Genomic DNA, 13,126 nt, shown 5'->3' with positions numbered 1-13,126 from the left:
CCTGGGGTCCTTCCGGTGGCTGTCTCAACAGGACAGTGCGGCGATGTGGTCGGCGATCGGCCGTCGTGGCCGGCTGCTGAACCGCGAGTGGGTGCCGAAGGTGCGGTAGCCGTAGACGAGCGGCGCGAGCTGGACGGACGCCGCGTGGGTCACGCGGCCGACGAGGATGAGGTGGTCACCGGCCTCGACGGTCTGCCAGAGATCGCACGCGGCCCAGCCGGCGGTGCCGTCCAGGCGCGGCAGCCCGTGGGAGGGGGACCAGCCGGTGACCGCGAACCGGTCCACGTCCCTGCGGGCGAACGCCGTCGCGACGTCCTCCTGGCCCGCGTTGAGCACGTTGATCCCGAAGCGCCCGCTCCCGGTGATCCTCGACAGCAGGCCGGACCGCCGGTCCAGCGCGATCGACAGGAGCGCCGGCCGCAGCGAGACCGAGGCCAGCGAGCTGACCGTGGCGCCGTGCGGGCCGTCCTCGTCGGAGGTGGTGACCACGGTGACCGGAGCGCAGACCCCTGCCATGAGATCGCGGAAGTGCTGGTCGAGCATGTTTGCCTCCATTGGCAAGCACGGCCAAATCCACCATGCTGAATTCTGTCCGCAAGTCTGGGAGGGGGACTGTTCACCTGTCAACAGGTCTGGCAAAATTCGTCATGCTGGATTTCGTCCGACGGGTGAAGGGTGCTACCTGCGATGACTGCCGACATCCCCGCGCTGCGCAGGGAGGACTGGGAGCCGCGGCGCTGGCGCACCCTCACGGCGCCGGAACGCGCCGCGGAGGAGATCGCGGCGCTGGCCGCGAACCTGGAACCGGGGGACCGGCTGGGCACGAAGGACGACATCCGCGCCCACTGCGGGGTGTCGGTCGGCACCTTCAACGAGGCCCTGCGGATGGCGCAGCAGCGGGGCATCGTCCGGGTGAAGTCGGGTCCCGGTGGCGGGCTGTTCGTCGACCAGCAGTCACCACTGGTGCGGCTGGGCAACTCGATGCTGGCGGTCGACCAGGACGCCGCTTCGGTGGCCGACGCCATCCGCCTCCGCGACGCGCTCGACCCGCTCCTCGTCGAGGACGCGCTGAAGCACGCCTCGGCCAAGGACATCGCGGCGATGCGGGCCGAACTCCGGAAGATGAAGGAGGCGGCGCAGGACTGCGACGGGACGGCGTTCATCCGGGCGAACTGGGCACTGCACGCGCGGATCGCCGAGGTCAGCCCCAGCCCGATCCTGCGTCCGCTCTACCTCAACCTGCTCGAGATGGTCGAGGCGCACCTGCTGTCGGTGCAGCCGGGTGAGGGGCAGCCGCTGCCGGAGTTCATCGAGGACCGCTACCGGCTGCACGCGGCACTGGTCGACGCGATCGCCGACGGGGACGTCAGGGCCCTCGACATCATCGCCGAGCACAACACGACCCAGCGGTTGTCGAACCACGTTCCCGGCCCCGCCTGATCACGCCGAGAGTTCGCCGGCGACCGCGGTCGCCGTGGCGGACAGCGCGGCGACCCAGGCCGGGAGCAGGTCGTGGTCGAAGCGGGCCGAGGGTAGCGCCAGGGACAGCGCAGCGGCGGGGGGCTGGCCCGCCGGCCAGGGGATCGCGACCCCGACGGCGGTGAGGCCGAGCTCGGTCAGCTGGTCGTTGATCGCGAAGCCGCGCTTGCGCACCAGCCCCAGCTCGCGCCGCAGCCGGGTGAGGTTGACGTCGGTGCCGGTGTACCGGTGGGTCAGCTCGGCGGGCGGCAGCGCGGCCAGCACGGCCTTGCCGCCGGAGGTCAGGTGCGCGGGCAGCACCCGCCCGGCCCGGTCACCGACCCGCAGGACCTGGTCGCACTCCACGGTCGCCAGGAACCGCACCTCGGTACCGGCGAGGACCTGGAGGTTGACGGTTTCCCGCAGGCGCGCCACCAGTGCCCGCAGGTGCGGCATCGCGGCCTGCCGCAGCACCGCGACCGGCGCGGCGACGGGGTCCGCGGGCCGGAGCACGGGACCGGCCTGGTACCGGCGGTCCGGCCCCTGCTCGGCGAAGTCCCGGTACACCAGCATCGCCAGCAGCCGGTGTGCCGTGGAGCGGGAGACACCCAGCCGCTCCGCCGCTTCCGACACCCCCATCGGCCCCTCCTGCTGCAGCAGGGTGGCGAGGTGGAGCGCGTGGTCGACCGAGTCGATCGCGTAAGGAGGCTTGTTCTTCACAGCAGAATCCTAGATCCCTTGGCCCAGAACGTGCCTTAAGTTTCCCTCCGGTACGCCAGGAAGGAGCCGCCACGTCATGGCCAGCAACCAGCCGGACCCGTCCCCGGAGCTCGACGAGCTGTACCGGGGCTTCGAGAAGGAACTGCTCGTTCCACTGTGGACGGAGATCGGGGATCTGATGCCGGCCTCCCCGTCGCCGGCGATGCGCCCGCACGTGTGGCGGTGGCAGACCCTGCTCCCGCTGGCGGAGAAGGCGGGTGAGCTGGTGCCGGTCGGGCGTGGCGGTGAGCGCCGTGCCATCGCACTGGCCAACCCGGGCCTCGGGGGCGCGCCGTACGCGACCCCGACGCTGTGGGCGGCGATCCAGTACCTCGGCCCGGGCGAGAACGCCCCGGAGCACCGGCACACGCAGAACGCCTTCCGGTTCGTCGTCGAGGGCGAGGGCGTGTGGACCGTGGTCGACGGCGATCCGGTGGCCATGCGGCGCGGGGATTTCCTGCTGACCCCGGGCTGGCACTTCCACGGCCACCACAACACCTCCCGTGAGCCGATGGCCTGGATCGACGGCTTGGACATCCCGTTCGTGCACTACACCGGCTCGGCGTTCTTCGAGTTCGGCCCGGACCAGGTGTCCAGCACCGAAACCCCGGACCGCTCGCGGGCGGAGCGGCTGTGGGGCCACCCCGGCCTGCGCCCGGTGTCGCAGCCCGCGCCCGCGGTGAGCTCGCCGCTCGCCGCCTACCGGTGGGAGCACACGGATGCGGCGCTGAGCGACCAGCTGGCACTGGAGGACGAGCACCACCCCGGGGTCGTGGAACCCGGTCACGCCGCGGTCCGCTTCACCAACCCCGCCACCGGGGGCGACGTCATGCCCACGATCCGCGCGGAGTTCCACCGGCTGCGTGCCGGGGTCGAGACAGCCCCGCGGCGTGAGGTCGGCTCGTCGGTGTGGCAGGTGTTCGAGGGGGCGGGCACCGTCCGCGTCGGTGACGCGGAATGGGCCGTCGACCACGGCGACCTGTTCGCCGTGCCGTCCTGGGCCGAGCTGACACTGGCCGCCGGCACCCAGCTGGACCTGTTCCGGTTCAGCGACACCCCGGTCTTCGAGCGGCTGCACGCCGACCGGGTGCAGGTGGGAGGACAGCAGCGGTGAAACTCGCGACCCTGCGCACCGCCGAGGGCACGCGCGCCGTCCGCGTCGAGGGCGACCGCTACGCCGAACTCGGTGCGCCCCACGTGGGAGCCTGGCTGAGCCAGGAGGACTGGCGCGCCCGGGCCGAGGCGATCACCCCCGAACGGCCGCTGGCCGGTGCGGACCTGGCCCCGGTCGTGCCGCGGCCGGGCAAGATCCTGTGCGTCGGCCTGAACTACCGCACCCACATCCTCGAGATGGGCCGCGAACTGCCGCGCCATCCGACCCTGTTCGCCAAGTTCCCCGAGGCGCTGGTCGGCCCCGCGGACCCGATCGCCCTGCCGCCGGAGTCGGAGGCGGTGGACTGGGAGGCCGAACTGGCCGTCGTCCTCGGTGCCACGGTGCGGCGCGCGAGCGAGGCGGAAGCCGCCGCGGCGATCGCCGGGTTCAGCGTCCTCAACGACATCACGGCCCGGGACTGGCAGTACCGGTCGCCGGAGTGGTTGCAGGGCAAGACGTTCGAGGGCACCACGCCCTTCGGCCCGTACCTGGTGACGCCGGACGAGCTGCCCGGCGGTACCCGGCCCGCACTGGACCTCAGCTGCTCGGTGGACGGCGAGCAGGTGCAGAAGGCCGGCACCGACGACCTCGTGTTCGACCCCGTCGAGCTGGTCCGGTACGCGTCCACCATCGTCACGCTGCGGCCCGGCGACGTCATCGCCACGGGCACTCCCGGCGGTGTCGGGCACGCCCGCAAACCGCCGCGCTACCTGTCCGACGGCGTGCGGGTGGTGACCGAGATCAGCGGCCTGGGCCGCCTGGAGAACGTGGCCCGCGATGAGCGGGCGTGAGTGGCTGGACGAGGCCACCCGGCTGGTGCTGACGACGATCGACGGACTCGCCGACGAGGAGTTCGACGCCCCGGTCCCGTTGCCGGGGTGGACCCGCCGCCACCTCGTCGCGCACCTGCACTACAACGCCGAAGCGTTGCGGCGCCTGGTCAGCTGGGCCCGTACCGGCGTCGAATCCCGCATGTACGCCGGCGCTGAACAACGCGGCGCCGAAATCGAGGCGGGCGCCAGGCTGCCCGTCGCCGAACTGCGTCAGATGGTGCACGAATCGGCGGACGCACTGGCCGCGGATCTGGACGCGCTGCCCGAGGCTGCGTGGGCGAACCAGGTGGTCACCGCGCAGGGCCGGACGGTCCCGGCGACGGAGATCGTCTGGATGCGCACTCGCGAGGTCGCCGTGCACGCGGTCGACCTCGACCGTGGGGTGGGGTTCGAGGACCTGCCCGGACACCTGGTCGAGGCCCTGATCGGCGACACGCTCAAGCGCCGCATCGCGCAGGGACACGGGCCCGCCCTCGCGCGCTGGCTCACCGGGCGCACCAGCCGGCCGCCCGAGCTCGGCCCCTGGCTGTAGGAGGAGAGGACATGACCGAGACCGATGTCGTGGTGGTGGGTGGCGGGATCGGCGGGCTGGCCAACGCGCTCGCGCTGGCCTCCACCGGCCACCGCGTCCGCGTGCTGGAACAGGCGCCCGCGTTCGCCGAGGTGGGCGCCGGGCTGCAGCTGGCGCCCAACGCCACCCGGATCCTGCGCGAGTGGGGACTGCTCGACGAGGTCGTCGCCCGCGGTGTGCTGCCGCGGCGGCTCGTCCTGAAGGACGCGCTGGACGGCGCTGAGCTGACCTCGCTCGACCTGGGCCGGGACTTCGTGGACCGGTACGGCGCGCCGTACGTGGTGATCCACCGCAGTGACCTGCTGACGATCCTCCACGACGCCTGTCATGGCGCCGGGGTCGAGCTGCTTGCCGACCACAAGGTCGACGACGTCGAGGTGCTGCCCGGGGAGGTTCGTGTCCGGTCAGGGGAGCGGGAGTTCGCGGCGGATGTGGTCCTCGCCGCGGACGGGCTGTGGTCGTCGCTGCGACGGCGGGTCTCCGGCGACGAGCCGGTGTGCTCGGGTTACGTCGCCTACCGGGGCACGCGGCCGGTGTCCGAGGTGACGGGGCTGGATTCCGACGTCCTCACCGACGTGGTCGTCCACTTCGGACCGAAGTGTCATCTGGTGCAGTACCCCTTGCGTGGCGGCGAGCTGCTCAACACCGTCGCCGTGTTCGCCTCACCTGCCTACGACCGCGGCGAAGCCGAGTGGGGCGGCCCGGAGGAACTGGACGCGGCGTTCCAAGGCACGTGCGATGCGGTGCGTCGAGGCTTGGCGTGGCTGTGGCGCGACCGGCGGTGGCCGATGTACGACCGGCTGCCGGTGGACACGTGGGTGGACGGGCGACTGGCCCTCACCGGCGACGCGGCGCACCCGATGCTGCAGTACCTCGCCCAGGGCGCCTGCCAGGCACTGGAGGACGCGCACACCCTCGCCGGCGAGGTCGGCAAGCAGCAAGCACAATCCACATTGGACTGGCCCGCCGCGCTCGCGGCCTACCAGCACGCGCGCACCTCCCGCACCGCCCGGGTGCAGTCCAGTGCCCGCGTGTGGGGCGAACTGTGGCACTGCGACGGTCTCGCCCGCCTGCTGCGCAACACCTACCTCACCGAACGCCGGGTGGACGACTACCGCTGGACCGACTGGCTCTACCAGCCCTGACGGAGGGGGTGCCCTGCCCGAGGCCGAACGGAACTCGGCGTGGCTGCTGTTCCTGGACGAAGAGATCGCGGCCCGGCACCGCGACTGGGAGGCGTCGGCAACGCGGCACCGTCGGCATCCTGAGAAAGACCGCCGGCGAAGATCCCGGCAACCCCCGGCTGGCCGCGCTGGTCGGCGAGCTGGCCGTCCGGAGCGAGACGTTCCGACGGCTCTGGGCCGAGCACCACGTCTTCGAGAAGACCACCGGGATCAACCTCGTGCGCCATCCCGACGTCGGTGACGTCGACCTTTCCTATGTCGCTTGGACGACGCCGGGGGCGCCGGACCAGATGCTGGTCACCTACATGGCAGAGCCGGGCTCGAAATCCGCGGAAGTCCTGCGGATCCTCGGGTCGATGCCCGCTCCTACCACGGCAGCGGCGACCTTCGTACCCAACGACGCGCGGCCGGGAAACGAAACACGCGATCAGCGGCCCGCTCAAGACGAGGGCGTGTTGCCCTGCCGGATCTGCCGGAGGGCGATTCCTCTGCCGCGTCCGGCTGGTCTCCACTCACATGACAGAAACGACCAACACAGCGCCGACGGCTCGGGGCGCCGCGGCCGGCGGGGTGGCGGGTGCCCACCGGTGGACCCTGGTGCTCGCCGGCCTCGGCGCTTTCCTGGCCTCGCTCGATGTCGTGGTGGTGGCGACGGCGTTGCCGACGCTGCAGTCCCGGCTCGGCGCGAGCCTGTCCGATCTCGAATGGACCATCAACGGCTACAACCTCGCCTTCGCCTGCCTGATCCTCACCGGGTCGGCGCTGGGCGACCGGTTCGGCCGGCGCCGGATGTACGTCCTCGGCGTCGGGGTGTTCAGCCTCGCTTCGGCGGCGTGCGCGTTGTCGTCGAGTGCCGCGGTGCTCATCGCGGCGCGTGTGGTGGAAGGCGCCGGGGCGGCTGTGGTGCTGCCGCTGAGCCTGACCCTGATCAGTGACGCGTTCCCGGCCGAGCGCCGCGGGGTGGCGATCGGAGTGTGGGGCGGGATCACCGGGCTCTAAGACGACGCGTGCGTAGTACGCAGAAACACTGTCCCGTCCGGGACGGCCACCGACGTCGGTGGCTCGCTGCGCGAGGTGAAACGGAGAATCGTGGTGCTTGCCGCTGGCATGCGGGAATTCGGTGGCCCGGTCGAGCTGCTCGACCTGCCGGAGCCAGCCGGCCCCGGTTCAGCCGAAGTGGTGATCGACGTCTCGGCGGCCGGTGTCGGCAACTGGGACGACATCGTCCGTTCGGGCGGTTGGGACGTCGGGCTGACACCGCCGATGGCGCTCGGCGTGGAGGTGGCCGGGACGGTGGTCGCGGTCGGCTCGAACGTCACCGGCTTCCGGCCGGGTGACGAAGTCCTCGGCCATCCGCTCCCGTTGCGGCACCAGGGCTGCTGGGCCGAACGGGTGGTGGTCGACGCCGGACTGGTCGTGCCGAAACCCCCTGGCGTGCCGTGGGAGACGGCGGCGGCGTTCCCCGTGCCCGCCCTGACCGCCGAGCAAGCGCTTTCCGAATCCCTCCGAGTCGCCGGGAACGAGACGCTGCTCGTCCACGGCGCGGGAGGCGCGACCGGCGGACTCGCCGTGCGGCTCGCAGCCCTGCGTGGCGCCCGGGTGATCGCCACCGCCGGGTCGGCGAGCGCGGATCGAGTGGGACGGGCCGGCGCGGTCGAGGTCCTCGACTACCGCGACCGGACCTGGCCGGAGCGGATCCGCGAATGGACCGGCGGCGCCGGAGTCGACAGCGCCCTCAACGCGGTACCCGGCGGCAGTGCCGACACGGTCCGGGCGGTGCGCGAAGGCGGCCGGCTGGCGACGATCACGGGCGACCGGCGGCCGGCCGGGTCGGGCGTCAGCTTCGCGGACGTCTACGTCCGCCCGGACTCCGCGCAGCTCACGAAGCTGAGCGCACTGCTCGGCGAGGGCAAGCTCTCCCTCCCGGTGGGCGTCACCCTGCCGCTCGCCGAGGCGGCAGCCGCGCTCGAGCGCGCGGTCCGGGGCGCCAACGGCGGTCCGGTCGTCCTGCTCACGGGCCGGCGGCCGTCGAACCCCTGAGTCAGCCGACGGGAAGCTGACGCAGTCGGCTGTCTACCAGACCGGCGGTCACGTGTGCCGGTCGTCTTCGGCCGCGACGGCCGGGTCCTGCTCGCGGAGTAAGACCGGCTCCGGCCGCGACACCAATGCAGCATGAGCTCACCGACCACGCCGACCAGGGGCACCGGCGCGCTCGGCCGGCGCCTCGGGGAGGCCGCAGGCCACGCGGACCGGCGGTACCACCTGGCCAAGGGCCTGCGGCACCAGCTGAACAAGGTGTTCCCGACCCACTGGTCCTTCCTGATCGGCGAGGTGGCGCTCTACAGCTTCCTCCTCGTCATCGCGACCGGCGTGTACCTCACGCTCTTCTTCGACCCCTCCAGGCAAGAAGTCGTCTACCACGGCAGCTTCACCGACATGCGGGGCCTGGCGATGTCCCAGGCCTTCCGCACGACGCTGGACCTCTCCTTCGACGTCCGCGGCGGGCTCTTCGTGCGGCAGCTGCACCACTGGGGTGCGCTGATCTTCATCGCGGCCTCGCTCCTGCACACCTTCCGGATCTTCTTCACCGGTGCCTTCCGGCGCCCGCGGGAGGCCAACTGGGTGCTCGGGGTGCTGCTGCTCCTGATCAGCATGTTCGAGGGCTTCTTCGGCTACTCGCTCCCGGACGACCTGCTGTCCGGCACCGGCATCCGCGCGACCCTCTCGGGCATTGTGCTGTCGGTGCCCGTGATCGGCACCTGGCTCCACTGGGCCCTGTTCGGCGGCGAGTTCCCCGGCGACCAGATCATCCCGCGGCTCTACACCCTGCACATCCTCGTGCTGCCGGGCATCCTCCTCGCCCTCACCGGTGTGCACCTGGCGCTGGTGTGGTTCCAGAAGCACACGCAGTTCCCCGGCGTGCGGGCGAACGAGACCAACGTCGTCGGCATCCGGATCATGCCCGAGTTCGGCCTCCACGGTGGCGCGCTCGCCGTGCTCGTCACGGGTGTGATCGCCCTGATGGCGGGGTTGTTCCAGATCAACCCGGTGTGGAACTTCGGCCCCTACAACCCGGCGCAGGTGTCCGCGGGTTCGCAACCGGACTGGTACATGGCCTGGGCCGACGGCATGCTCCGGATCTGGCCGGCCTGGGAGGTCTACCTCGGGGACCACACGATCCCGGCGGCGTTCTTCCCCGGCGTGGTCGGCATCCCGCTGCTCTTCGGCATCCTGACCCTCTACCCGTGGATCGAGCGGAAGCTCGCGAAGGACACCGGCCACCACAACCTGCTCCAGCGGCCGCGCGACGCCCCGGTCCGCACCTCGCTGGGCGTGATGGCGCTCGGGTTCCTCCTCGTCATCGAGCTGTCGGGCTTCAACGACATCATCGCCGACCAGTTCCACATCTCGCTCAACGCCACCACGTGGGCGGGCCGCATCGGCGTGCTGCTCGTGCCGCCGATCGCCTACCACGTGACCTACCGGATCTGCCTCGGCCTGCAGCGGGCCGACCGCGAGGTGCTCGAACACGGCATCGAGACCGGCATCATCGAGCGCCTGCCGCAGGGCGCGTTCATCGAGATCCACCAGCCACTGGCCGCCACCCCGCTCGACTACCGGGGCGCGCCGGTGCCGAAGAAGATGAACAAGCTGGGGTTCGGCGGCCGGCCCGTGCCCGGTTCACTGTGGACACCGGACCCGCCGGAGGAGACCGCGGCGCTGGAACAGGGACGGTCCAAGTGACCGAAGACAAGCCCGATCGCACGGCGAGCAGGTCGGGGTCGCCGACGTCGACGAACTCGAGCAGGCCAGGGAGAACGGCATCCGGTCCTGGAAGGAGTCCCGTGCCCCGAGCGCTGGAGTCGCTCAGCCCCGCTGATGGCGAGCGAGTGGCCGCGGAGAACCTCGTCGCAGCGCTGACGGCCGGCCGGATCGTCTACGACGACGGCGCCGAACAAGTCTTCGACGCCGACGGCGTCACCACCTACGTCGAGCGGGGCCACCCGACGCGCGGTGAGTGGTACGTCGACAGCCACGGTCGCTTCGCCTCGTTCTGGCCACCCAGCTACCGCGCGTCGTACGACTTGCGATGGCTGGTCGAGGACGGTTCGATCGTCGGCCTGCGCTTCACCCACACCGAAGGCGGTTCGGAGTTCTCCGGCCGCTACGCCTGAGCGCGGGCGGTACGAACCGGCGGTAAGAAGTCCGGCCGACCCGGCGCCAAGCAACCATGACGAACGCGGTGAACGGCAAAGCGGTGCTCCGCCTGCCCCGGTTGGCCGGGAAGGTGGACCGGGTGCTGGCGGCCGTGGTCACGGTGCAGGCCGTGCTCGTGCTGGCCGGTTTCTTGTTGCTGGGGCTGCTCGCCGGGGGTGTCGCCCTGCTGGAAGGGGCGTGTCTCACCGTGTCCGGTGTCGTCGGTCCCGCGATCGGCATCACGCGCCACTTCCGGGTCGCGGCCCGGCACGGAGTGGCTCTCGTCCTCGCTTCGGCGTCCGGCTCGCTGGTCCTGGGCGTGCTGTTCCACTTCGTCCTCGCTGGCTCCGCCCGCCTCCGTGTCGTCGTGGGTTCCGGAGGCGGCGCACTGGCCCGGGTTCCCGAAGTCTGCGCGACGCTCCAGGTGGCCGCGAGCGCGGCGGCGGTGCTGGTCGCCGTGCTCGTCTTGGGCCGTCGGACGTCGATCTTGTCCCTCGGCCGGCTTCCCCGGTGAGGCGGGACGCCGTGCGCAAGATCTTGATCGTCGGCGGCGGCTACGCGGGCTTCTACGCCGCCTGGAAGCTCGAAAAGAAGCTGCGGCGGGGACAGGCCGAAGTCACCGTGGTCGACCCGCGGCCGTACCTGACCTATCAGCCGTTCCTGCCCGAGGTGGTGGCCGGCTCGATCGAGGCACGCCACGCCGCGGTTTCGCTGCGCCGCCACCTGCACCGCACGCGCGTCGTCACCGGGATGGTCACCGCGCTCGACCACGAGCACCGGGTGGTCACGGTCCGGCCAGCCGACGGCGACGCGTTCGAGCTGAGCTACGACCTCGTGGTGGTCACCGCGGGTGCGGTCACCCGGACGTTCCCGATCCCCGGCATCGCGGAGCAGGCGATCGGGCTCAAGCACGTCGAGGAGGCGGTCGCGATCCGCGACCGGCTGCTGACGTCCTTCGACCGGGCGGCCACGCTCCCGCCGGGGCCGTCGCGGCGGAAGCTGCTCATGGTGACCTTCGTCGGCGGCGGCTTCTCCGGCGTCGAAGGCTTCGCCGAGCTGCTGTCGCTGGCGACGTCGCTGCTGCGGCGCTATCCCGAACTGGACCGCGACGAGCTGCGGTTCCACCTGGTCGAGGCGTCCGGCCGGATCCTGCCCGAGGTGACCGGCGCACCCGGCCGCTGGGTGGTGGGCTTCCTGCGGGGGCGGGGCGGGCGGGTGCACCTCAACACCCAGGTCGAGTCGGCGACCGGCGGGCGGGTGGTGCTGTCCACCGGTGAGACGTTCGACTCGGGGCTGATCGTGTGGACGGCGGGCAACGCGGCGAACCCGGTGGTGGGCAGGCACACCGACCTGCCGGTGGACGAGCGCGGGTTCCTCGTCGTCCGACCCGACCTCCGGGTCGGGACCGACCTCGAGCCGGTCCCCGGTGCGTGGGCCGCCGGGGACGACGCGGGGATCGAGGACCTGACCGCGCCGGTCCCGGGCACTCGCACGGTGCCCAACGCCCAGCACGCCGTCCGCCAGGGCAAGCTGCTCGCCCGGAACATCGCCGCGACCCTGCGCGGTGGCAAGCCGAAGAACTACCGGCACCGCAGCCTCGGCGCGGTCGCGACGCTCGGCATCGGGCACGGCATCTTCCAGTACCGGCGGCTGGTGCTGAAAGGACCGCTCGCCTGGCTGCTCCACCGTGGTTACCACGTGCTGGCGGTTCCCAGCTGGGAACGCAAGGTCCGGGTGCTGGCGATCTGGCTGACCGCCGGGGTGTTCGGCCGCGACATCGTCTCGCTGGCGTCGGTACAGCAGCCGCGCACCGCGTTCGTGAACGGCGGGGAACCGCCCGGAAACTCGTTGTCCAGTGGGAGAAAACCATGAAGACCACCGCCCCCCGCCCCCTCGCCACGCGGCCCCACCCGGTGCGCCGTCCCGTGCAGGGCTCGGCGTTGCTGCGGCTGGTGCGCACCACGGATCACAAGCAGATCAGCGTGATGTACCTCGTCACGGCCTTCGCCTTCTTCATGGTCGGCGGGGCGATGGCCATGCTGGTCCGCTCCGAACTCGCGCGGCCCGGCCTTCAGTTCCTCTCGCAGGAGCAGTACAACCAGCTGTTCACCATGCACGGCACGATCATGCTGCTGATGTACGCGACCCCGATCCTCTTCGGGTTCGCGAATTTCGTCCTGCCGCTGCAGATCGGTTCGCCCGACGTCGCTTTTCCGCGGCTGAACGCGTTTTCGTACTGGCTCTACCTCTTCGGTAGCCTGATCGTCGTCTCGGGCTTCCTCACCCCCGGCGGCGCGGCGGAGTTCGGGTGGACCGGCTACACGCCGTTGTCCGAAGCCACGCACACCCCCGGCCCCGGCACCGACCTGTGGATCATGGGCCTGATCGTCAGCGGCCTCGGCACGATCCTCGGCGCGGTCAACATGATCACCACCGTGATCTCGCTGCGCGCGCCTGGCATGACGATGTACCGGATGCCGGTCTTCACCTGGAACATCCTGGTCACGTCGATCCTGATCCTCGTCGCGTTCCCCATCCTCACTGCGGCGTTCTTCGGACTGGAGGCCGACCGCCGGCTGGGCGCGCACGTGTTCGACCCCGCCAACGGCGGCGTGATCCTGTGGCAGCACCTGTTCTGGTTCTTCGGCCACCCCGAGGTCTACATCATCGCGCTGCCGTTCTTCGGCATCGTGTCGGAGATCTTCCCGGTGTTCAGCCGTAAACCGCTCTTCGGCTACAAAGGACTGATCTTCGCGACGCTGGCGATCGCCGCGCTTTCGTTCTCCGTCTGGGCGCACCACCTCTACGCCACCGGTGCGGTGCTGCTGCCCTTCTTCTCCTTCATGACCTTCCTGATCGCGGTGCCGACCGGCGTCAAGTTCTTCAACTGGATCGGCACGATGTGGAAGGGGCACCTGACCTTCGAGACGCCGATGATCTTCTCGATCGGCTTCCTGGTCACGTTCCTCTT

At 71.2% G+C, this 13,126-nt stretch carries 14 protein-coding genes and 1 pseudogene; 13 read left to right on the top strand and 2 right to left on the bottom strand.

The window, feature by feature from the left end; genetic code table 11:
- Nucleotides 1-24: 24 nt before the first annotated feature.
- A complete protein-coding gene (locus tag BMZ92_RS32715; protein WP_091515687.1) occupies nucleotides 25-543 on the bottom strand; it encodes a flavin reductase family protein in 519 nt (172 codons plus the stop codon).
- A 144-nt stretch (nucleotides 544-687) separates the two neighbouring features.
- On the opposite strand from BMZ92_RS32715, the gene BMZ92_RS32710 reads away from it, so the two are divergent.
- A complete protein-coding gene (locus BMZ92_RS32710; RefSeq protein ID WP_091515685.1) occupies nucleotides 688-1,440 on the top strand; it encodes a FadR/GntR family transcriptional regulator in 753 nt (250 codons plus the stop codon).
- Here BMZ92_RS32710 and BMZ92_RS32705 read toward each other — a convergent pair whose 3' ends face one another.
- Nucleotides 1,441-2,178, bottom strand: a complete 738-nt coding sequence (locus BMZ92_RS32705) for an IclR family transcriptional regulator (protein WP_091515683.1) — start codon at nucleotides 2,176-2,178, stop codon at nucleotides 1,441-1,443.
- A gap of 76 nt (nucleotides 2,179-2,254) precedes the next feature.
- On the opposite strand from BMZ92_RS32705, the gene BMZ92_RS32700 reads away from it, so the two are divergent.
- From BMZ92_RS32700 to BMZ92_RS32650, 12 genes and pseudogenes are all read left to right on the top strand, one after another.
- Entirely contained in the window at nucleotides 2,255-3,331 is a 1,077-nt protein-coding gene (locus BMZ92_RS32700) for a cupin domain-containing protein (protein ID WP_091515679.1), read from the top strand.
- Nucleotides 3,328-4,161 carry a fumarylacetoacetate hydrolase family protein gene (locus tag BMZ92_RS32695; protein WP_091515676.1) on the top strand — a complete coding sequence of 278 codons (834 nt, stop codon included), beginning with the start codon at nucleotides 3,328-3,330 and terminating at the stop codon, nucleotides 4,159-4,161. The genes BMZ92_RS32700 and BMZ92_RS32695 overlap by 4 nt, the downstream gene beginning before the upstream one ends.
- On the top strand, nucleotides 4,148-4,735 hold the full coding sequence (locus BMZ92_RS32690; RefSeq protein WP_245783399.1) for a maleylpyruvate isomerase family mycothiol-dependent enzyme: 588 nt from the start codon (nucleotides 4,148-4,150) through the stop codon (nucleotides 4,733-4,735). Before BMZ92_RS32695 ends, BMZ92_RS32690 begins: the two co-directional genes overlap by 14 nt.
- Before the next feature lie 11 nt (nucleotides 4,736-4,746).
- Nucleotides 4,747-5,919 carry an FAD-dependent monooxygenase gene (locus BMZ92_RS32685; protein WP_091515673.1) on the top strand — a complete coding sequence of 391 codons (1,173 nt, stop codon included), beginning with the start codon at nucleotides 4,747-4,749 and terminating at the stop codon, nucleotides 5,917-5,919.
- A pseudogene (locus BMZ92_RS38910) lies at nucleotides 5,808-6,248 on the top strand (MmyB family transcriptional regulator); the annotation flags it as partial. The gene BMZ92_RS32685 and the pseudogene BMZ92_RS38910, both read left to right, overlap by 112 nt.
- Nucleotides 6,249-6,474: 226 nt before the next feature.
- Nucleotides 6,475-6,957: an MFS transporter gene (locus tag BMZ92_RS32680; RefSeq protein WP_091515672.1), complete on the top strand. Its 483-nt coding sequence runs from the start codon at nucleotides 6,475-6,477 to the stop codon at nucleotides 6,955-6,957.
- 90 nt (nucleotides 6,958-7,047) lie between these two features.
- Nucleotides 7,048-7,998: an NADP-dependent oxidoreductase gene (locus BMZ92_RS32675; protein ID WP_143250000.1), complete on the top strand. Its 951-nt coding sequence runs from the start codon at nucleotides 7,048-7,050 to the stop codon at nucleotides 7,996-7,998.
- Between the two features lie 132 nt (nucleotides 7,999-8,130).
- On the top strand, nucleotides 8,131-9,702 hold the full coding sequence (qcrB, locus tag BMZ92_RS32670; protein WP_091515667.1) for a cytochrome bc1 complex cytochrome b subunit: 1,572 nt from the start codon (nucleotides 8,131-8,133) through the stop codon (nucleotides 9,700-9,702).
- 101 nt (nucleotides 9,703-9,803) lie between these two features.
- Nucleotides 9,804-10,133 (top strand): hypothetical protein, encoded by a 330-nt coding sequence (locus BMZ92_RS32665; protein ID WP_091515664.1) that lies wholly within the window; start codon nucleotides 9,804-9,806, stop codon nucleotides 10,131-10,133.
- 56 nt (nucleotides 10,134-10,189) lie between these two features.
- Complete coding sequence (locus BMZ92_RS32660) at nucleotides 10,190-10,669, top strand: hypothetical protein (RefSeq protein WP_091515662.1); 480 nt, start codon at nucleotides 10,190-10,192, stop codon at nucleotides 10,667-10,669.
- A gap of 11 nt (nucleotides 10,670-10,680) precedes the next feature.
- Nucleotides 10,681-12,027: an NAD(P)/FAD-dependent oxidoreductase gene (locus BMZ92_RS32655; RefSeq protein WP_091515798.1), complete on the top strand. Its 1,347-nt coding sequence runs from the start codon at nucleotides 10,681-10,683 to the stop codon at nucleotides 12,025-12,027.
- Nucleotides 12,024-13,126, top strand: a 1,103-nt coding sequence (locus BMZ92_RS32650; RefSeq protein ID WP_177228975.1) for a cbb3-type cytochrome c oxidase subunit I, incomplete at its 3' end; no start/stop codon positions are given. The genes BMZ92_RS32655 and BMZ92_RS32650, both read left to right, overlap by 4 nt.

Source organism: Amycolatopsis sacchari, from assembly GCF_900114035.1.
GTDB lineage: Bacteria > Actinomycetota > Actinomycetes > Mycobacteriales > Pseudonocardiaceae > Amycolatopsis_E > Amycolatopsis_E sacchari.
Note: the sequence above shows the minus strand (reverse complement) of the source record. Positions and strands in the feature narration are given on the sequence as shown.